Here is a 17,565-nt window from a genome sequence, read left to right as displayed (position 1 = left end):
AGCCCTAAGGCAAGCGCAACAATGGACGGCTCCAGGGAATGGCCGTCAAGATCAGCAAGGCCGCAGAGGTGTAGCACACCACCGACCACAGCCAACTGCCGGCGCTCGTCTTCGCTTTTCTTGAACGGGTGGAGCCCAAGTGGGCGAGGGCGATGGCCACAAACATCTGCAGGGGGTGTTCGAGGGCAAATAGACGCAGTTCGCGGTTTTTCATCGTTTCGCCCAAATTGCCAAGGGCGTTGCGGGCGAGACCCGACGGGTCCAGAAACAGCCCCAGTCCCAGCACAAACTGCAGCGAGGCGAGATTGGCGAACCAGGCCCCCGGCCGCTGATCTTCCGGCTGCCACTTGCGGCGGCTCAAAAAGCCAAACCAGCTCCAGCCGAGCGCCAATGCCATGGCAGCGAGCAGCAGCCAGCGGGTGAGACTGTGGGCGATCAAAAACCAGTCGTACATCGGTAGGCACAGTCCTGCATTGCAACCATGCCACCGAATCGGGGCTAGGTCGCCATAGACCTTCTGTCATACACTCACATGCTCCGCAGCACCAGTTCGCGGCGTAATCAGCAATAGGGACGACCCGGCGCAATTTCCGATAGTTTATACTTTTGTAAAGGACTGAAGTGGGTACACGATGATCGAACGCACGGTGGAAGTGGATGTGGCTGCTCCGGTGGCGCAGGTATACGCAATCTGGGCGGACATGGAAAATCTGCCGCGCTGGATGCGCTTTGTGCAGGAGGTCAAGATTCTGCCGGGTGCGGGAGATCTTTCGCGCTGGAAGTTTGGCCCGGCTGCACCGCTGTTGGTGGAATGGACCTCGCGGATCACCCGGCGCATTCCCCTCAGGCTCATCGGCTGGGAATCAGTCTCAGGCCTCTCCAACCGCGGATCGGCGGAATTTTTTCCCACCGAGCGGGGTTGCCGCCTGCGTCTTACCCTGTCCTTCGATACCCCGGGCGGGATGGTCGGGGCATTTCTGGATCGCGTCGGGGTACAGCGTTGGGTGGACGAAAATCTGCTGGACGACCTCAAGCGTTTTCAGACGATGGTGGAAGCCGAAACTCCCAGCCAGTCCGTGGTCTAAGCACTCGTGTCGGGAGGCGGTCACTGACGCCCGGTGCCTGAAACCTACTGCACGCCCAACAGTTCGACGTCGAACAGCAGCGTGGCGTTGGGCGGGATCACCCCTCCCGCACCGCGGGCACCGTAGCCCAGGTTGGCCGGGACGACCAGTTTGCGCTTGCCGCCCACCTTCATCGTGGCGACACCCTCGTCCCAGCCCTGAATCACCTGGCCGACACCGATGGTAAAGCTGAAGGGCTGGCCCCGATCCCGCGAGGAGTCGAACTTCTTGCCGTCTTCGAGGGTGCCGGTGTAGTGCACGGTGACGCGCTGGCCTTTCTGGGGCGAAGCACCGTTGCCCACGGTCTCGTCGAGGTACTTGAGGCCGGAGGTGGTGGTGGTGTACGAGGGAGTTTGGCCTGGCTGAGGCATTTTATTTTTTCCTGTGGTGGGGCTGGGGCTCTGGGCAACGGCAGTCTCGCCCACCGCTACGGCGGTGGCCGCAAGCAGCAAGGCGGTGGCGAGGGTGAGGCGAGTAAATTTGTTGAGCATGGCCCGCTTGTAATTTCAACCTGAACGAGTGTAGCGCAGGCTGCCGTTTGGGCTACGGTTTTTCTTCCCACTCGGCGCTGAGGCGCAGGTAGTTGTCCGCCTTGGCCCCCGGGTGGCACTGCAGGCAGGAGGCGGCGTCGGGCCGCTTCGGCAGCGGCACTTTCGGGTGCAGCGCCCGGAAGTAGCGCGATTCAGCGAAGTAGTAGGGTACCGGTTCTTTTTCCTGCAACGCGCGCGAGTAGTCGCGCAGGTACTGCCAGACGAGCAGCTTCTCGGGGCGAAAGTCGATCTGCACCTGACGGCCGTAGTGGTAGCTATCGAGCAACAGCGCCCGCCAGGTATCGCTCGGGAACACCTCCGGCGGGATGGCCAGGTGGCAGTGGCTGCAATTCTTGATATAAAGTTCCCGGCCCAGTTTGTACTGGGGAGCCAGCTGCTCCTCGCGGCTGCTTTCGAGCTTGCCCTCGAGGGGTTTCTGGGGGGCGGGTTGGGCACGCACCATCCAGCTGGTACCGACGGCGACAAACAGGGTCACAGCGAAGCACCCACCCAGGATCAGCGGCCGGGATCGCTTCTTGGGCGCGATGTCTTTTCGGGAAACCAAATCGGAGCTAGCCTGATTGAGGATCGTTGTGTAGTCAGGGTGGCGCATGGCTGAAGTCGGAGTGCTGTTGCTCAACCTGGGGGGGCCGGACAAACAAGAGGACGTCAGGCCTTTTCTGTATAACCTGTTTGCCGACCCGGAAATTATTCGCATTCCGGTGCCGCCCTTGCAAAAGCCGCTCGCCTGGTTGATTTCGACTTTGCGCGCTCCCAAATCGCGCAAGAATTATCAGGCCATCGGCGGCGGTTCGCCCCTCAGGGCGATCACCAACCAGCAGGGCCGGGTGCTCAAAAAAGCGCTCGCCGCCCGCGGACTCGACATCGAAGTCTACGTCGGTATGCGCTACTGGCACCCGTTTACCGAGGAAGCCGTGCGCAAAATCAAAGCCGACGGCATTCGCCGCCTGGTGCTTCTGCCCCTCTACCCGCAGTACTCGATTTCCACCAGCGGTTCGAGCTTCAAATTGCTCGACCAGATCTGGGCGCGCGATCCGTCCCTCAAAGCCATCGAGCGCATCACGATCAACTCCTGGTACAGCCGCCCCGGCTACATCCGGGCGATGGGCGAGCGCGTGCGCGAGGGCCTCGACAAATTCGACAACCCCGACGGGGTGCATATTCTTTTTTCCGCCCACGGTGTGCCCCGCACCTACGTCGATCAAGACGGCGATCCGTACCAGCGCCAGACCGAGGAAACGGTCGACCTGGTCATGCAATCGCTTGGACGCCCCAACGCCCATTCGCTCGCCTATCAGAGCCGGGTCGGCCCGGTGGAGTGGCTGAAGCCCTACACAGAAGACACCATCAACGAACTGGCCCAAAAAGGGGTGCGCTCCCTGCTGGCGGTGCCGGTGAGCTTTATTTCCGAGCACATCGAGACCCTGCAAGAAATCGAGATCGAATACCGCGAAGTGGCTGAAGCTGCCGGCATTCACGACTTTCGCCGCGCCAAGGCCCTCAACGTCAACAAGACGTTCATCGACGATCTAGCCGAGATGGTGATCGAGAATCTGGGTGTCTACTCGCGCTAGTTGGCGCAGTGCCTTGACTTAGAGCGCGCTCCAAGTTCTAAGGTGATCCCATACCTACCGCACTCACCATCCAGCAATTTTGCAGGAGCAACAACCATGAAAGTGCGCGCACTGGGCAATCAGGGACTGGTGGTCTCCGAACTTGGCCTCGGTTGCATGGGCATGTCTGAGTTCTACGGCGCCACCGACGAAACCGAGTCGATCGCCACCATCCACCGGGCGCTGGAACTGGGGATCAATTTTCTCGATACCGCCGACATGTATGGTCCCTACACTAACGAGCAGCTGGTGGGTAAAGCAATTCGCGACCGCCGCGACAAAGTGGTGCTCGCCACTAAATTCGGCATCGTGCGCAGCGAAGACCGGGGCTTTCGCGGGGTGAACGGTTCACCGGAGTACGTGCGCTCCAGCTGCGAAGCGTCCCTTGAACGGCTCGGGGTCGAAGTCATCGACCTGTACTACCTGCACCGGGTCGACCCGAAAGTCCCCATCGAGGAGACCGTGGGGGCGATGGCCGAACTGGTGCAAGCGGGCAAGGTGCGCTTTATCGGTCTCTCGGAGGCGGCTCCCCAGACGCTTCGCCGCGCCCAGAGAGTGCATCCGATTAGTGCCCTCCAGTCGGAATATTCGCTGTGGAGCCGCGACGTCGAGGATGAGATTTTGCCCACCTTGCGGGAATTGGGCATCGGCTTTGTGCCCTACAGCCCGCTCGGACGGGGCTTTCTCTCCGGGAGCATCACCAGCCCCGACGACTTTGCTCCCGACGACTACCGTCGCCAGTCACCGCGCTTTCAGGGCGAGAACTTCACAAAGAATCTGCAACTGGTGGAGAAAGTCCGGGAACTGGCCACCCAAAAAGGCGTGCAGCCTTCGCAATTGGCCCTCGCCTGGATCCTGGCGCAAGGCGAGGATCTCGTACCGATCCCCGGCACCAAGCGCGTCGCTTACCTGGAAGAAAACGTCGCCGCCACCGAAATTGTCCTCGCTCCCGAGGAACTGGCGAGCATTGAAGCGATTGCTCCCAGGGGAGCCGCTTCCGGGCAGCGCTATGCCGATATGAGTGGGGTCAATCGATAACTTCGAGATAGCCTGGCGAAGTACGCCCTGGAAGCCATGCCTGTATGAGGTGCTGATTACCGATACTTACCCTCCAGATAATCAATATACTCATCGCGCAATTTCTCGTCGGTGGGAGCGGGTTGGCCTTCATCGAGCAGCCCGCTCAAGCCCCTTACCCAGGAACTCGATTTTGGTGTTCGGAGTGCCTCTGGATCCGGACTCTGAGCAGAAAACCGCTCGACGGCTTCAGACGCCGAGCGGTGACGTGAGGCTGCCCAGCGCTTGACTTTATCGACAAGGCGCTTGTCGAGCCGTATCGTCAGCTTGGTTTGCATAGCCGGCATCTAACCTCTCCTCTGAGGCATGGTGTTTCTATCCTCGCCCAACTTTCTGGACGCTAGCGCAGAGGGGCAGGCAGCCACTTGATCTGCACCTGGTTGCGGCCGGCGTCGATGCCGATGCGGTAGCGCGCTTCGACACAGCGATCCGCAAGCCAGATGGGGTAACTGGGTAGTGCTTCGAGGGCTTCTCGAAGCAGCACTTCCAACAGAGGATTGGAGCAAAAGCGGATCTCAGGGGAGCCTTTGAGCAGGCAGCCCCCCAGCCTCAAGCAGAAGCTGGCCTCGGCGATCAACTGGCCGCCGTCGCAGCCGTAGCGCTTTTTAAGTGGGTCTCGACCGCGGTAGATGCCGCGCTGGCTGCCAAAGAGCAGACTGTCGAGGTCATTGGCCAGCACCGTTCCCCAGCCGTTCGCTGCCGGGGATTCGGGATCTTTTTCCAGCAGAGGCGGAACTTGCAGCCAGTCCATAGTCGCAGGTGGTGCTTTGACACTACACGTACTTTAACCGCTCCTATATATCGACTCAAGTGCGGCTTCGCGGTTGTCCGCGGCGCTTTCTGTGGTGGTGCTCCCAGGCAGCGTTGTAAATCGCCTCGTTGGCGGCGGCCGATTGGAACAGATCGACCACCGGTTGCGGGTAGTCGACACCCAGTCTGACCCCGAAGCGCTTCTGCTCGACGGGCAGCAATTTCCAGGGCTCGTGCACCCTGGCCGGGGGCAATCCGGCCAGTTCCGGCAGCCAGTGTTTGACGTAGGCGCCGTCGGGGTCGTAGTCTCTGGCCTGCTTGAGGATGTTGAAGAAGCGAAAGCCGCGCGCGTCGTTGCCGACACCGGCGGTGTAGTTCCAGTTGCCCCAGTTGCTCGCCACGTCGTAATCGATCAGCCGCGACTCGAACCACTCGGCTCCCATGTGCCAGTGGATGCCCAGGTTCTTGGTCAAAAAGCTCGCGACGTTCTGTCGGCCCCGGTTGGACATAAAGCCGGTAGCCGCCAGTTCGCGCATGTTGGCATCGACCAGCGGAAAGCCGGTTTGGCCCGTCCGCCACAGTTCAAAGCGCTCCCAGTCCTCTTTCCAGGGAATGTCCAGTCCCCGAAGGCCCGCAGTGTAAAACAACCGATCCCCGTGCTTGGCGGCGATAAAGCGAAAGTAATCGCGCCAAAGCAGTTCGAAAATAAGCCAGTAGGTCGAATCGTTCTTGATGCGCTTTGTCTCGTAGGTCTGCACCTGCTCGTGGATATAGCGGGCGGAGAGGCACCCCAGGGCGAGCCAGGCTGAAAACTTTGAAGAATAATCGGCCCCGAGCATGCCATTGCGGGTCTGTTTGTAGGACTTGAGCAAACTTTTTTGCCAAAAGTATTCTTCGAGGCGAGCGAGCCCCGATGTCTCGCCGCCTTTGAATTGCAGCACAGCCCGTTCGTCTGTGACCGGGCTTTCAAGACCCAAATCCGCCAGTTGCGGGATCTCGCCGGGATCGACTGCAGGCAAGGGCGGCAGCTTCGCAGGGGCGGGCAGGGGCGGGTTGATGGCGGCGGAGCGCTCGACCTGCTTGCGAAAATCCGTAAATAGTTCAGGGATCGCCTCGATAGCGAAGGGCAAGTCATCCGGGTGCACCAGGGTTGTTCCCCAGAACGAACGCACCGGCACGTTCAAAGGCGCGAGCGCTGCCTGAAGATCCCGCTCGACCACGAGTTCTTCAGAAGTGACCTCGCCGTGGTAGTGGACGGCCGCAATCTCCAACTCGCTTACCAGTGCTGGGATCACCTCCTCGGGATGGCCCCGGCGCACCAGCAGGTCGCTTCCCAGTTGCCTCAGCGAACGGCGCAGATCCGCGACACTTTCGAGCAAAAACCGGGCGCGAAAAGGCCCGGTCTTCTCAAAACCGAAGGGGGCTTTGCCGAACTGCCGCGGATCGAAACAATACAGCGCCACGACCCTGGCATTTTTGTGCAGCGCGCTGGTGAGCGGCTCGTGGTCGTGCACGCGCAGGTCGTTGCGGTACCAGACAAGGACAGTTTTGGTAGACATCGGTGCACATCGATACCCTGCCTGCCATGATACGCAACAACCGCCGCCCTAGCGCTCGACCAGCACCACCGTCGAGACAGCTGTACCCTGCCGGGCCAGGTCGCTAAAGATCACTTGCTGGACCGGCTCGCCCGGCTTGCCCAGCGGTGTTTCTGCCTCGAAGCTGAAGCGACCCCGCGCATCACTGTAAACGGCGTTGTTGGTGTAGATGAGCCCCGCAAGCGAGCGCACCTGATAGAACACCGCACCGAAGGGGCGGGCGGAGACCCCTGCCACTTTGTAGCTTTTGCCCATCACCAGGGCGTGGGCGGGTGGGGCAGTCTTCAGCAAAATGCCCTGGCCGATGAAAGCGTCGGCCGTAACTGGCGTGTCGGAAGGCTGGCTCGCCGCCGCCCCCCGGGCGCAGACGCGCTCGCCCTGTTTGGGCACACCGTCCGGGGCTGCGCTATCGGCCAGCCGGGCCGGGAGCGAAGTGAGCGAGGGCAACAGCGTCATCGCCCCAAAGTGCAGGTGTGGGGCCACACCGGTATCCCGGCCGCTTGCGGCGATGATTTGACCGGCCCCGACGCGCTCGCCGGGACGCACCCTCACGCGGCTCAGGTGGGCGTAGAGGGTGTAGAGACCGCCGCCGTGGTCGAGCACGACGCTCTTGCCGATGCCTTCGTAAACTTTGGGCACCGGCACCACCCGACCGGCGGCGGCGGCGGCGATTGGGGTGCCCGTGGGCATGGCGAAGTCCCAGGCGTAGCGGTTGGAGCGCTCGTGGTGGCTGTAGCCGCCCTGGTTGCCCTGGGTGACCACGAAACAGGCTCCCCGGGCAAAGGGCAATTGCAGCGGCAGAGCGCGGGCGTCGGCGGGCAGGGTGGAAAGAGCCGACAAGCTGAGCGGTGTCCGCGGGAGGCGGGCGTCGCCCGCGGACGCCAAGATGCCGCCTAGGGCCGCAAACCCGATTAGGGCGCCGGTGAAACGGGAGCAGGAACGCATGGGAGGCTCTCGGGTGCCAGGATAAATTTTTCGATCGCGCGGGCGACGCCGTCCTGCTCGACCGTGGGAGCCACCCAGTCGGCGACCGCCTGCACACCGGCAGGCGCATTGCCCATCGCCACCCCGATCCCGGCGTAGGCGAGCATCTCGGCGTCGTTGAACTGGTCGCCCACGCACATCACCTCTTCGCGGGGGATCTGCAACATTTGCTCGGCCAAATAGCGCACCGCCAGCCCTTTGTTGACCTGGGGGTGGGCCACCTCCACAAAGGTCGGGTCGGACTTGGTGAGGTAGAGCGTCTCGGGAGCGTAGCGCTCGCGCAGTTCTCCGAGCAGACGGTCGGTCGTCGCCTCGCCGGGGGTGAGCCCCAAAATCTTGGTCGGTTCCGCCGTCAGCACCCGGCGCAGATCGCCCACTACCTGGGGTGTGACCCCGGTGCGCTCGCCGTAGCGCCGGCTTGCGGCTGTGAGTTCGCGCACGTAGAGCGTGTCGTTGAGGTATAGATGAACCGCCAGTCCCTCCCCCTCCAGAAAGGCAAGCACCTCCAGAGTCCGCTCGACGGGTACCGGCCGGTGCAGCAGCACCCGACCGTCCACCGGATCTTTGACCAGCGCCCCCTGGTAGCTCACCAGCGGTAGGTCCGAACCCACCAGCCGGTAGAAAGGCAGCGCCGCGCGGTACATGCGGCCGGTGGCCACCGCCACGCGCACCCCTTGCCCGCGCACCCGGCGGATCGCCTCGATCACGGCGTCGCTGACCTGCAGTTGTTGGCCCACGATCGTGCCGTCGAGATCGAGAACGAGCAAGGTAATTGGCATCGGAGCGAACTCTTTTGTCTTACACACCCTTCAGATTAACAGCCGACGCTCACCTGTTATTGCGAATTATTGACGGCCAAAGCGCTCAAATCGGCTCTACTCAAGGCTCTCATGCTTTAATATTTCAAGACAGATCTGAGGAGACGTCGACTACATGAACAAAGGCGAATTGGTGAAGGCTGTGGCCGAGCGAACCAAGATAACCCTCAAAGAAGCGGATGCCGTGATCAGCGCCGTCTTCGACGAAATCCAGGACACCGTCGCCGGTGGCGAAAAAGTCACCCTGGTCGGATTTGGCACCTTCGAAGCGCGTAAACGGGCCGAGCGGGAGGGACGCAACCCGAAGACCAATGAAAAAATGATCATTCCTGCGACGGTTGCACCGGCCTTCAGCGCGGGCAAAACCTTCAAAGAAGCAGTGCTTACCAACAATAAGTAGTAGATACCAGACTTCGAATAGGGATATGCAGGGGCATATCCCTATTTTTTGGGCGCTTGGGGCGCGGGAAGCGTGGGAGCCGCCTGGGGAATGGCCGTCGCCGGGGCGTTCGCACCCGGCGGCTCAAGCCAGCCCGCGCTCAATACCATGGTGATCGCCAGAAAGCCGGCCACCGCTGCCCAAGTCACCTTGTCGAGGTTGCTCTCGGCACTTTTTTGGCTCGAAAAAAGCTGGGCGCTGCCGCCGATGGCGGCGATGCCGTCGCCCTTGGCGGCGTGCAGGAGCACTGTGACGACAATACCCACCGCAAGCAGCGACCACAGGATTCTTAGAACAATCACCAGAACGGTCACAGGGGTACCTCCTATTCGTCGAGACGGCGGACCTGATTGAAGCCCAGTTCGACCGGCGTGTCGCGGCCGAAGATGGAGATGAGCGCCTTGAGGGTGCCCCGCTCGGGGTTAACCTCGACCACTTCGCCGTTGAAGTCCTGGAACGGACCGGCGGTGACTTCGATTTTGTGCCCGGGTTCGAGGTCGACCTTGATCACCGGCTCCTCCTGCTCGGCGGCGCGGAAGATGCGGTTGACCTCCGCCGACCCCAAGGGCCGGGGGGTGACGTGGCCGCGCCCGCGGCCGTAGCGGCGGCGCTCCTCGGTGCCCACGAAGTTGATCACGTTCGGGGTATTTTTGACCACCTGCCAGGACTCGTCGTCCATCACCATGTTGATGAGCACGTAGCCCGGAAAAATCTTCTCAGCACTCGCGGTACGCGAGCCCTCTTGCCGAATGCGGACCGCCTGGCGCTCGGGAATCTCGACTTTGAGGATGCGCTCGCTCATCTCCATCGTCTGGATGCGCTGCTCCAGATTGGTCTTGACCTTTTTTTCGCATCCGGAGGCCACCTGGACGAAGTACCAGTGCGGCTCGGGCTGCTCGGGCTTTCTTGCGGAATCCATCAGAAAATCAGTCCCGATAACCATTTCAACAACTCGTCGAGCAAATAGATGAAGCTTGCGATCACCACCACGATGAGCACCACCGACACCGACTGGCTGATCAGCTGCTTGCGATCGGGCCAGACGACCTTGTCGAGTTCCCCGCGCACCTCGGTCAGAAACTGCCGGGGATTGAACTTGGCGGGTACCTCGGGGGAAGTGGACTTTGGCTCGGTGGTCACTGGCGGGGCACTCCGAAAAAAGGCGCGTGGTGAAGGACTCGAACCCTCGACATCAGGTTTTGGAGACCTGCGTTCTACCGACTGAACTAACCACGCATGCGTAACAGCCGCCCGAAGCGGCTGTGCAACTACCGATCTTAAAGATTGTCGATCCTGCCGTCAAGGAGCATCTTTCGAGAAGAGGCGCAGTGCAAACGCCCCGGGGCCGGGGCTCAGTTGGCCTTGCGCGTAATTTTTTGCTTGACGCGGGTGGCTTTGCCGATGCGGTCGCGCAGGTAGTAGAGCTTGGCGCGGCGCACCTTGCCGAGGCGGGTGACGGTCATGCTCTCGATGCGCGGCGAGTGGACGAGAAAGACCCGCTCGACGCCAATGCCCTGGAAGATGCGGCGCACCGTGACTGTGCGGTTGATGCCGGCGCGCGCCATGGAGATGATCGTGCCTTCAAAAGCCTGGATGCGCTCTTTGCCGCCTTCGCGGATGCGGACGTTGACTTTGACCGTATCGCCGATGTGCAGCACGGGCAACTGGGTCTTCATCTGTTCCGCTTCGATCGAGCGGATGATCTCCTGGGCGTTCATGATTGGTTTTTGCGAATGCTCAACAGTGTCCCAGCCTATCACCACAAATCATCGGCGGCAAGTTCAGTACAGCAGCACGCCGTCGCGGCCGTCGATCTCTTCGAGCAGCACCTTGACCTGTTCGTGGCGGGCGGTGGGCAATTGGCGGCCCACCAGATCCGGGTGGATGGGCAGATCCCGCCAGCCGCGATCGACGAGGACCGCGAGGCGAATGGCGGCGGGACGGCCGTAGTCGGTGAGCGCGTCGAGGGCGGCGCGCACGGTGCGTCCCCGGTAGATGACATCGTCGACAAGATAGACGTTGCGCTCGGTGACGTCGCAGGGGATTTCGCTGCGGCTGAGGGGCCTGACACCGATGTCGCGCAGATCGTCGCGGTAGAGGGTGATATCGAGGGCACCCACCGGCACGCTGGTGTTCTCCAGGCCGTCGATGAGCCGACCGAGCCGTTCGGCCAGGGGTACCCCCCGCGTGTAGATGCCCAACAGCACCAGATCTTCTACACCGCGGTTGTTCTCGATAATTTGGGTGGCAAGCCGCTGGAGCGTGCGTCGCAACTCGGCGGCGGAGAGGATCTCGACAGGCTCGCGACTCATTGGGACATACTATCTTGGGGACAGACCTTCTGGCGTTCGTCACAACAAGGAGGCATTGAGCATGGCCGGTTTTGCCTCAGACACGATGCACTGGGCCGGTGCCCTTTCGCGCCGCCCCACCGTGGCAGAGGCCCTCACAGAAGCCACCCGGGCGATCCGCTCCCAGATGGCCGGTCGGCGGGTGGATCTGCTGTTTGTGTTCGCCTCCCCGGATTTTGCCCAGGGTGCCGGGCAGTGGCTGGGGGGACTGCAGCGCGAACTGGCCTGCCGGGTGCAGATAGGCTGCTCCGGCGGCGGCATCATCGGTGCGGGCAGTGAGGTCGAAGGGCCTTCGGCGCTGTCGCTGCTGGCGGCGCACCTGCCGGGGGTCGAGTTGCGACCCTTCTGGCTCAAAGCCGAGGAGCTTCCCGATCTCGATAGCTCTCCCAAGACCTGGGAGAATCTGATGGAAATCTCTGCCGGGGCGGCTCCCCATTTTGTGCTGATGGTCGACGGCAGCAGTTTTCCGGTCGACGTGCTCATCGGTGGCCTCGATTTTGCTTTTCCGAAGGCCATCAAGGTGGGGGGCCTGGCGAGCGGCGGCAACCGCCCCGGCCAGAACCGCCTGTTTTTTGGCGATCAGGCGGTGGGCAGCGGCGCGGTGGGGGTGGTCCTCGCAGGCGACATCGCCGTCGAAGCGGCGGTGGCCCAGGGTTGTCGCCCGGTGGGGGAGACCTTTCAGATCACCCGCGCCGAGGGCAACCTGCTATGGGAACTGGACGGCCAACCGGCGTTGCAGGTGTTGCAAACCGTCCTGCAGCAACTCGACGAGAACGATCAGCGTCTGGCGCGCAATGCGTTGTTTGTCGGCGTGCGGATGAGCGAGTTTCACTCGGGTTCCGAGCAGGGCGATTTTCTGGTGCGCAATTTGATGGGTGTCGATTCGCGCACGGGCGGGTTGGCGGTGGGCGAATGGCTGCGCACCGGCCAGACCGTCCGCTTTCACCTGCGCGACGCGGCCACCTCCCGAGACGATCTGCAGCTGGTACTGCAGCGCCACCGTCTTGAGCACAGCGGCGCGCCGCCCGCCGGGGCCTTGCTCTTTTCGTGCCTCGGGCGGGGTGAATCTCTCTATGGCGAACCGGACGTCGACAGTACCCTGTTCGCCCAGGTCCTGGGTGAGGGGGTGCCGCTTGCCGGATTTTTCTGTAATGGCGAGATCGGACCGGTGGGAAGCACCACCTTTCTGCACGGCTACACCTCCTCCTTCGGCCTCTTCCGGCCCCGCACCTCCGGGCGGCTTTGACAGCCCGTCCACTGCTTTGCCATAATAGTTAGCTGTTGTGATTTCGCTCGAACCAGGTTACCCAAGCGCGCGCCGCGCGCACCTGTACGGCGGTAGGAGAGATATGGTCTACGCGATCGTGGAGACGGGCGGCAAACAGGTGCTGGTCCAACCGGGCCGCTTCTATGATGTCGAGTTGTTGGCCCTCGATGTCGAGGCCGCGCTCACCTTTGACAAGGTGTTGCTGGTGCGCCACGAGGGCGGGGCCGTCGTCGGTCGGCCGACCGTCGAGGGGGCGGCTGTGCAGGGCCGTATACTCCAGCACGGCAAGGCGGCCAAGGTAACCGTCTACAAGATGCGCCCCAAAAAGGGCTATCGCCGCAAAAAGGGCCATCGCCAGCGTTTTACGCGCGTGATGATCGAATCGATCGATTTTGAAGGCCGGAGCTTCACGGCCGAAGCGAAAGCCGAAGCAGTATCCAGCACCTGAGGAAGCAACCATGGCACACAAAAAAGGCACAGGCTCCACCCGCAACGGCCGCGACTCCAACGCCCAACGCCTGGGTGTCAAGCGCTACGGCGGCGAGCGGGTCAAAGCCGGCAATATCCTGATCCGTCAGCGCGGCACCAAGATTCACCCGGGCGCCAACGTCGGACGCGGCTCCGACGACACGCTCTTCGCACTTATCGAGGGCATCGTCACCTTCGAGCGCCTCGGCCGCGACCGCAAGAAAGTGAGCGTTTACCCGCTTGCTCAGACGGCCATGCAGCCCGTAGCCGCCGAGTAGCAACGCCTTGGAAAAATCAAAAGCGCACCGGGGTTATCTGCGGTGCGCTTTTTGATGCAGCTCCCTATGGCTGGGCGCTCTGGCCGGCAGTACCCGCCCCGGCCGGGTAACCGGCGGCGCGCAGGGCTTGCTCGAAGGCGACCACTTCGCTTTTTTTGAGGGTGTCGTACTCGGCAAGGATGGTGGCGGTCTGCTGTTTGACTTTTTCGAACTTGACCAGCACCGGCTGGTTGGGTCCGTCGTAGCTGCTCTGCAAAGCCCCGAGCACAATAGCGATCTGATTGGCGACCTCGGCGGTGCGGTCGTAGATACCCTGGCGATCTTCGTTGGGGGCCATGCGGTCCGCCAGATTCGCCAGTTTGGCGTCGAGGGCCTTGCCGCGCTCGGCAAGCAACGGGTTGGCGGGTTTATCCCCCTGCGTCGCCGTCTGGATCGTTTTGCGGGTGTCCCAGATCTGCCGGTAGGCCTTCGCCACCGATTCGAGCATCGCCCCGGCTTCAAGGGCCAGTTGATAGCTCTGGCGCCGCGCCGCCGGGTAGTAAGAAATGCGCGGATCGGGTTTCACTTCGAAACTCTGGCTGACGATCGAGCCCTGGTACTGGATGCGGGCGGTGTACTTGCCCGGCGGCACCAGCGTCCCGCGCCGCTCTTTGTCGGCTTTTTCGCGCTCTTTGATCCGCTCGGGATCGCTGAGGGGAAACTGGGGCACGGCGAATTTTTCGCGGCGCAGATCCCAGGCTATCCGGTTGAGACCTGCCTTCATCGGTGCTTTGACCGTGCGGATCACCTTGCCGGTGTCGTCGAGAATCTCGATGTCGAGTTTCGCTTCTTCTTTTTTCTGGGTCTCGGCAGCAGGGGCGGTCGCGACGGGTTTGTCCTCACCCGTTGCCGGGGCTCCGGCAGGAGGAATCGGCTGGCTGCTTTTGGGTGCCGTGGCCGCTTCTTCTTTGTCTTTGTCGGCTTCTTCGCCTTCCTCGGCGTCCGCTTTGGCGGGCTCCAGGCCGGGGCCGTTCAGCACGTAAGTCAATAGCGCTCCGTAGGGGCGCGCTTTGCCGCGAAAGAGCGCGTCGCCCGCAAAGAAGTACGGCCCCGAGAAGGGGGCAAAGTGCATCTGATCGGGATCGGCTACTGCGAACAGGTGTAGAGCTTTGGCGGCGACTTGCTCACTCAAAGCGCGCAGCGGCCGGATGTCGTCGAGGATGTAGATGCCCCGGCCGTGGGTGCCGATCACCAGATCTTGCTCGCGCGGGTGGACCACCAGATCGGTGACCGGCACTGTGGGCAGTCCCTGGGTCCACTTGAACCAGCTTCTGCCGGCGTCGGCGCTCACGAACAAGCCGAATTCGGTCCCCAGGTAGAGCAGGTCCGCCTTCACCGGGTCTTCTTCGATCACGTGGGCGAAGCCGTCGATCGTGGGGGTGACCAGGCTTTTCCAACTCTTGCCGTAGTCGCGAGTGACAAAGACGTAGCTCTGCCAGTTGGAGCGGCGGTGATCGTCGAAGACCGCGTAGGCCGTGGCCGGATCGTGCTTCGAAGCTTCGACGTGGGGTGCCCAGGTGCCCGCCGGGACCAGCCCCGCTTTTGTCAGACTGTCTGAGACGCGCTGCCAGCTTTTGCCGCCGTCGGTGGTGAGCTGCACGTTGCCGTCGTCGGTGGAAGCCCACAGCAGGCCCTTTTTGATCGCACTGGGCGCGATGCTCAAGATCGTGCAGTGGTTTTCGGCGGCGGTCACGTCGCGGGTAAGGCCGCCGGATTCGGTCTGTTTTTGCTTTTCGGGATCGTCGGTGCTCAGATCCGGGCTGATCATTTGCCAGGTATTGCCCTTGTCCGGGCTTTTGTGGACAAACTGGCTGCCGTAGTAGATCGTCTTGGGGTCGAACGGGTCGATGGCGAGGGCCGCGTTCCAGTTGTAGCGGTGCTTGGTTTCTGTCTCGGTGGGGCGGATGACTTTGCGCACGCCGGTGCGGGAATTGAAATAGAACAGGTTGCCGCCCTGGCTCATCGCGTAGCCGTACTCGGCGTTCTCGGGATCCGGCAGCGTGGCGAAGCCGTCTCCGAAGCCGACCGCTTCCCAGCTGGCATTGAGGATGCCGGAAGGTTTGAGCGCATTGCTGGGACCGCGCCAGGAGCCGTTGTCCTGCAGACCGCCGTAGACGTTGTAGGGCTGCTCCATATCCACACCGATGTGGTAGAACTGCCCGAGGGGCAAATTGTCGACGAACTGCCACTTTTTGCCCCGGTCGTAGCTGATCGCTACCCCGCCGTCGTTGCCGTTGATCAGGGTGTTGCCGTTCGGGTGGATCCACAGGGCGTGGTGATCGGAGTGGATGCCCTGGGGGGCGGTGGGCTTGAAGGTTTTGCCGCCGTCGGTGCTGATATCCAGGTTGACCTGCAGCCGATAGAGCAGATTTTCGTCCTTGGGATTGACTTCGAGGTCGGCGAAGTAAAAGGGGCGCGGGTTGACGTCGGGACGGGTGTTAATGGTCTTCCAGCTTGTTCCCCCGTCGTCGGAACGCAGCAGCACGTTCTTGCCCGCTTCGACCAGGGCGTAGACGACTTTCGGGTTGCTCGGGGCAACGGCCACCCCGATGCGGCCCAACTCCCCGGCCGGCAGACCGTCTTTGGCTTCGAGTTTCTTCCAGCTGCCGCCGCCGTCGAAGGTGACGTACAGGCCGCTTCCCGGACCGCCGGACTTGAAGGCCCACGGCCAGCGCCGGTGCTCCCACATCGCGGCGATGAGCTTGTCGGGGTTGGACGGGTCGATGGCCAGATCCCCGACGCCGGTCCGTTCATCGACGTAGAGGATTTTGTTCCAGCTCTTGCCGCCGTCGGTGGTCTTGAAGACGCCTCGATCGGGGTTCTCGCCCCAGGTGGCCCCCATCGCCGCCACGTAGGCGATGTCGGGGTTGGTGGGGTGCAGCAAGATTCTGTGGATGCGCTCGGTTTTTTCGAGGCCCAGCTTCTGCCAGCTCTTGCCGCCGTCGGTGGATTTATAGACGCCGCGGCCCACCCCGGCGCTGTTGCGGGTGTTGCCTTCGCCGCTGCCCGCCCAGACGATCTCGGGCTGGGGCTGAAAGACGGCCACCGCCCCGATCGAAGAGGTGTCCTGATCGTCAAAGATGGGCTTCCAGGTGGTGCCGCCGTTGGTGCTTTTCCAGACGCCGCCGGTGGCGGTGCCGATGTAGATAATCTCCGGCTGGGAGCTCACCGCCGCGACGGCGGCCACCCGGCCGCTCATGTTGCCGGGGCCGACGTTGCGCGCCTTCATGCCGGCAAAAAAGAGTTTGTCGTAGGCGGCGGCGGCCGGCAGCGCGCCCAGCAGGCTCACCAGGACAGAAACAGCCAGGATTTTCGCGCGCTGTTCGGCGCTTTGCCGGGGCTTCAAGCCAGTCATGCCAATCGTCCTTTCTTGTCAAGGTGTTCGATAACACAGGTAACTGTAGCTGATCTTCAGCCGCAGATAGCAGCCGAAAACACCGTGAGGATCGGCAGTTGCCGGACGATTACACTGGAGGTGCTTCGGGCATTTTGCCAGCACCGCTGCGAGAACGTTCTATGACCACACCGGCACCGCCGCTTGTCGAGGGGATCAGCACCCTGCATGGCGTCGACTGGGAACAATTCAAAACGATCGAAGCCGCCCTGGCCCATCTGGGCAAAGGGGTCAAACTGTCGTACTTCAATGGGGTGCTTGAAATCATGTCCCCGATCGGTCCCCGGCACGAAGACGTCAAAAGCACCCTGGGCCTGTTGTTGGAAGCCTATATGCGAGAAAAAGGCATCCGGTTCTACGTTTGTGGCGGCTTCACCCTCGAATCTCCCAAGACAGCTTCAGGTACCCCGGACGAATCCTACGCCATCGGCACCCGGAAGAAAATTCCAGACATTGTCATTGAAGTCATCATCACCAGCGGCAGACTGCATAAAACCGAAATTTACAGACCCAAGCAAGTGCCGGAAGTCTGGTTCTGGAAAAAAGGTCAAATTACGCTATTTCACCTGGAAGAACAGGGCTACGTCCAGCGCGAGCGCAGCGTGTTTTTTCCGGATCTGGAGTTGTTGATGCTCCAGCGCTATCTGGATCTTGCCGATCAATACGACGCTGTGAGCGAGTTTGTAGAAGCCATCCGCCGGGGGGACCAGTAGGCTGGTCATGGCAGCACCGCAAAAGCGCCTGCCCGGAGTGTGCTCTCGTACCGAATAGTAAGATGCCGTCTCTTGCGTTGTGGCTATCGGCTTTGAGTCTG

The 17,565-nt window shown here is 62.0% G+C and carries 22 protein-coding genes and 1 tRNA gene; 8 read left to right on the top strand and 15 right to left on the bottom strand.

What is annotated here, in order from left to right:
• Nucleotides 1–4: 4 nt before the first annotated feature.
• On the bottom strand, nt 5–454 hold the full coding sequence (locus tag GLL_RS04400; protein WP_011140845.1) for a hypothetical protein: 450 nt from the start codon (nt 452–454) through the stop codon (nt 5–7).
• 178 nt (nt 455–632) lie between these two features.
• On the opposite strand from GLL_RS04400, the gene GLL_RS04395 reads away from it, so the two are divergent.
• Complete coding sequence (locus GLL_RS04395; protein WP_011140844.1) at nt 633–1,085, top strand: SRPBCC family protein; 453 nt, start codon at nt 633–635, stop codon at nt 1,083–1,085.
• Nucleotides 1,086–1,129: 44 nt separating this feature from the next.
• Here GLL_RS04395 and GLL_RS04390 read toward each other — a convergent pair whose 3' ends face one another.
• Together GLL_RS04390 and GLL_RS04385 are read right to left on the bottom strand one after the other, a co-directional pair.
• Entirely contained in the window at nt 1,130–1,615 is a 486-nt protein-coding gene (locus GLL_RS04390; protein WP_011140843.1) for an FKBP-type peptidyl-prolyl cis-trans isomerase, read from the bottom strand.
• 52 nt (nt 1,616–1,667) lie between these two features.
• On the bottom strand, nt 1,668–2,150 hold the full coding sequence (locus GLL_RS04385; RefSeq protein WP_164928616.1) for a diheme cytochrome c: 483 nt from the start codon (nt 2,148–2,150) through the stop codon (nt 1,668–1,670).
• Between the two features lie 115 nt (nt 2,151–2,265).
• On the opposite strand from GLL_RS04385, the gene hemH reads away from it, so the two are divergent.
• Nucleotides 2,266–3,249, top strand: coding sequence for a ferrochelatase (gene hemH, locus GLL_RS04380; protein WP_011140841.1), 984 nt, complete (start codon nt 2,266–2,268; stop codon nt 3,247–3,249).
• 96 nt (nt 3,250–3,345) lie between these two features.
• Entirely contained in the window at nt 3,346–4,326 is a 981-nt protein-coding gene (locus GLL_RS04375) for an aldo/keto reductase (protein ID WP_011140840.1), read from the top strand.
• A gap of 56 nt (nt 4,327–4,382) precedes the next feature.
• Here GLL_RS04375 and GLL_RS04370 read toward each other — a convergent pair whose 3' ends face one another.
• Genes GLL_RS04370 through GLL_RS04350 form a run of 5 tightly spaced genes read right to left on the bottom strand, consistent with a single transcriptional unit; the run spans nt 4,383 to nt 8,476 of the window.
• Nucleotides 4,383–4,652: a DUF6364 family protein gene (locus GLL_RS04370; RefSeq protein ID WP_011140839.1), complete on the bottom strand. Its 270-nt coding sequence runs from the start codon at nt 4,650–4,652 to the stop codon at nt 4,383–4,385.
• 53 nt (nt 4,653–4,705) lie between these two features.
• Nucleotides 4,706–5,116 carry a hypothetical protein gene (locus GLL_RS04365; protein WP_011140838.1) on the bottom strand — a complete coding sequence of 137 codons (411 nt, stop codon included), beginning with the start codon at nt 5,114–5,116 and terminating at the stop codon, nt 4,706–4,708.
• 55 nt (nt 5,117–5,171) lie between these two features.
• Nucleotides 5,172–6,674 carry a DASH family cryptochrome gene (locus GLL_RS04360; RefSeq protein ID WP_011140837.1) on the bottom strand — a complete coding sequence of 501 codons (1,503 nt, stop codon included), beginning with the start codon at nt 6,672–6,674 and terminating at the stop codon, nt 5,172–5,174.
• A 48-nt stretch (nt 6,675–6,722) separates the two neighbouring features.
• Nucleotides 6,723–7,658, bottom strand: coding sequence for a M23 family metallopeptidase (locus tag GLL_RS04355; protein WP_011140836.1), 936 nt, complete (start codon nt 7,656–7,658; stop codon nt 6,723–6,725).
• Entirely contained in the window at nt 7,625–8,476 is an 852-nt protein-coding gene (locus tag GLL_RS04350) for a Cof-type HAD-IIB family hydrolase (RefSeq protein WP_011140835.1), read from the bottom strand. Before GLL_RS04350 ends, GLL_RS04355 begins: the two co-directional genes overlap by 34 nt.
• Nucleotides 8,477–8,630: 154 nt before the next feature.
• Between GLL_RS04350 and GLL_RS04345 the strand changes: the two genes are divergently transcribed.
• Complete coding sequence (locus tag GLL_RS04345; RefSeq protein WP_011140834.1) at nt 8,631–8,915, top strand: HU family DNA-binding protein; 285 nt, start codon at nt 8,631–8,633, stop codon at nt 8,913–8,915.
• A 41-nt stretch (nt 8,916–8,956) separates the two neighbouring features.
• On the opposite strand, the gene secG is transcribed toward GLL_RS04345, so the two are convergent.
• The 6 genes from secG to pyrR form a co-directional block, all read right to left on the bottom strand.
• Nucleotides 8,957–9,268: a preprotein translocase subunit SecG gene (secG, locus tag GLL_RS04340; protein WP_011140833.1), complete on the bottom strand. Its 312-nt coding sequence runs from the start codon at nt 9,266–9,268 to the stop codon at nt 8,957–8,959.
• Nucleotides 9,269–9,279: 11 nt separating this feature from the next.
• Nucleotides 9,280–9,897, bottom strand: a complete 618-nt coding sequence (gene nusG / locus GLL_RS04335; protein ID WP_011140832.1) for a transcription termination/antitermination protein NusG — start codon at nt 9,895–9,897, stop codon at nt 9,280–9,282.
• Complete coding sequence (gene secE / locus GLL_RS04330; RefSeq protein WP_011140831.1) at nt 9,873–10,094, bottom strand: preprotein translocase subunit SecE; 222 nt, start codon at nt 10,092–10,094, stop codon at nt 9,873–9,875. The genes nusG and secE overlap by 25 nt, the downstream gene beginning before the upstream one ends.
• A gap of 23 nt (nt 10,095–10,117) precedes the next feature.
• Nucleotides 10,118–10,190: transfer RNA gene (locus GLL_RS04325), tRNA-Trp, on the bottom strand.
• 116 nt (nt 10,191–10,306) lie between these two features.
• On the bottom strand, nt 10,307–10,672 hold the full coding sequence (rplS, locus tag GLL_RS04320; RefSeq protein WP_011140830.1) for a 50S ribosomal protein L19: 366 nt from the start codon (nt 10,670–10,672) through the stop codon (nt 10,307–10,309).
• A gap of 63 nt (nt 10,673–10,735) precedes the next feature.
• Nucleotides 10,736–11,266: a bifunctional pyr operon transcriptional regulator/uracil phosphoribosyltransferase PyrR gene (pyrR, locus tag GLL_RS04315; RefSeq protein ID WP_011140829.1), complete on the bottom strand. Its 531-nt coding sequence runs from the start codon at nt 11,264–11,266 to the stop codon at nt 10,736–10,738.
• 61 nt (nt 11,267–11,327) lie between these two features.
• Here pyrR and GLL_RS04310 point away from each other — a divergent pair, with 61 nt between their 5' ends.
• The 3 genes from GLL_RS04310 to rpmA all read left to right on the top strand — a co-directional run bounded on the left by GLL_RS04310 (nt 11,328) and on the right by rpmA (nt 13,318).
• The gene (locus GLL_RS04310) at nt 11,328–12,551 is read left to right on the top strand and encodes an FIST signal transduction protein (protein ID WP_011140828.1); all 1,224 of its coding nucleotides are present in this window, start codon (nt 11,328–11,330) and stop codon (nt 12,549–12,551) included.
• Nucleotides 12,552–12,654: 103 nt separating this feature from the next.
• Entirely contained in the window at nt 12,655–13,020 is a 366-nt protein-coding gene (gene rplU, locus GLL_RS04305) for a 50S ribosomal protein L21 (protein WP_011140827.1), read from the top strand.
• Nucleotides 13,021–13,030: 10 nt separating this feature from the next.
• Nucleotides 13,031–13,318 (top strand): 50S ribosomal protein L27, encoded by a 288-nt coding sequence (gene rpmA, locus GLL_RS04300; RefSeq protein ID WP_011140826.1) that lies wholly within the window; start codon nt 13,031–13,033, stop codon nt 13,316–13,318.
• Between the two features lie 64 nt (nt 13,319–13,382).
• Here the strand turns inward: rpmA and GLL_RS04295 are convergent, their stop codons facing one another.
• Nucleotides 13,383–16,712, bottom strand: coding sequence for a VPS10 domain-containing protein (locus GLL_RS04295; RefSeq protein WP_011140825.1), 3,330 nt, complete (start codon nt 16,710–16,712; stop codon nt 13,383–13,385).
• A gap of 161 nt (nt 16,713–16,873) precedes the next feature.
• Between GLL_RS04295 and GLL_RS04290 the strand changes: the two genes are divergently transcribed.
• Nucleotides 16,874–17,464 (top strand): Uma2 family endonuclease, encoded by a 591-nt coding sequence (locus tag GLL_RS04290; protein ID WP_011140824.1) that lies wholly within the window; start codon nt 16,874–16,876, stop codon nt 17,462–17,464.
• Nucleotides 17,465–17,565: the final 101 nt, after the last annotated feature.

Source organism: Gloeobacter violaceus PCC 7421, from assembly GCF_000011385.1.
In the GTDB taxonomy this organism is placed as follows: domain Bacteria; phylum Cyanobacteriota; class Cyanobacteriia; order Gloeobacterales; family Gloeobacteraceae; genus Gloeobacter; species Gloeobacter violaceus.
This window is presented reverse-complemented; position numbering and strand designations above follow the sequence as displayed.

Excerpts from the sequence above, each read along its gene's own strand:
- GLL_RS04400 (WP_011140845.1), bottom strand. The coding sequence starts at position 454 with ATGTACGACTGGTTTTTGATCGCCCACAGTCTCACCCGCTGGCTGCTG.
- GLL_RS04395 (WP_011140844.1), top strand. The coding sequence starts at position 633 with ATGATCGAACGCACGGTGGAAGTGGATGTGGCTGCTCCGGTGGCGCAG.
- GLL_RS04390 (WP_011140843.1), bottom strand. The coding sequence starts at position 1,615 with ATGCTCAACAAATTTACTCGCCTCACCCTCGCCACCGCCTTGCTGCTT.
- hemH (WP_011140841.1), top strand. The coding sequence starts at position 2,266 with ATGGCTGAAGTCGGAGTGCTGTTGCTCAACCTGGGGGGGCCGGACAAA.
- GLL_RS04375 (WP_011140840.1), top strand. The coding sequence starts at position 3,346 with ATGAAAGTGCGCGCACTGGGCAATCAGGGACTGGTGGTCTCCGAACTT.
- GLL_RS04370 (WP_011140839.1), bottom strand. The coding sequence starts at position 4,652 with ATGCCGGCTATGCAAACCAAGCTGACGATACGGCTCGACAAGCGCCTT.
- GLL_RS04365 (WP_011140838.1), bottom strand. The coding sequence starts at position 5,116 with ATGGACTGGCTGCAAGTTCCGCCTCTGCTGGAAAAAGATCCCGAATCC.
- GLL_RS04360 (WP_011140837.1), bottom strand. The coding sequence starts at position 6,674 with ATGTCTACCAAAACTGTCCTTGTCTGGTACCGCAACGACCTGCGCGTG.
- GLL_RS04355 (WP_011140836.1), bottom strand. The coding sequence starts at position 7,658 with ATGCGTTCCTGCTCCCGTTTCACCGGCGCCCTAATCGGGTTTGCGGCC.
- GLL_RS04350 (WP_011140835.1), bottom strand. The coding sequence starts at position 8,476 with ATGCCAATTACCTTGCTCGTTCTCGATCTCGACGGCACGATCGTGGGC.
- GLL_RS04345 (WP_011140834.1), top strand. The coding sequence starts at position 8,631 with ATGAACAAAGGCGAATTGGTGAAGGCTGTGGCCGAGCGAACCAAGATA.
- nusG (WP_011140832.1), bottom strand. The coding sequence starts at position 9,897 with ATGGTTATCGGGACTGATTTTCTGATGGATTCCGCAAGAAAGCCCGAG.
- rplS (WP_011140830.1), bottom strand. The coding sequence starts at position 10,672 with ATGAACGCCCAGGAGATCATCCGCTCGATCGAAGCGGAACAGATGAAG.
- pyrR (WP_011140829.1), bottom strand. The coding sequence starts at position 11,266 with ATGAGTCGCGAGCCTGTCGAGATCCTCTCCGCCGCCGAGTTGCGACGC.
- GLL_RS04310 (WP_011140828.1), top strand. The coding sequence starts at position 11,328 with ATGGCCGGTTTTGCCTCAGACACGATGCACTGGGCCGGTGCCCTTTCG.
- rplU (WP_011140827.1), top strand. The coding sequence starts at position 12,655 with ATGGTCTACGCGATCGTGGAGACGGGCGGCAAACAGGTGCTGGTCCAA.
- rpmA (WP_011140826.1), top strand. The coding sequence starts at position 13,031 with ATGGCACACAAAAAAGGCACAGGCTCCACCCGCAACGGCCGCGACTCC.
- GLL_RS04295 (WP_011140825.1), bottom strand. The coding sequence starts at position 16,712 with ATGACTGGCTTGAAGCCCCGGCAAAGCGCCGAACAGCGCGCGAAAATC.
- GLL_RS04290 (WP_011140824.1), top strand. The coding sequence starts at position 16,874 with ATGACCACACCGGCACCGCCGCTTGTCGAGGGGATCAGCACCCTGCAT.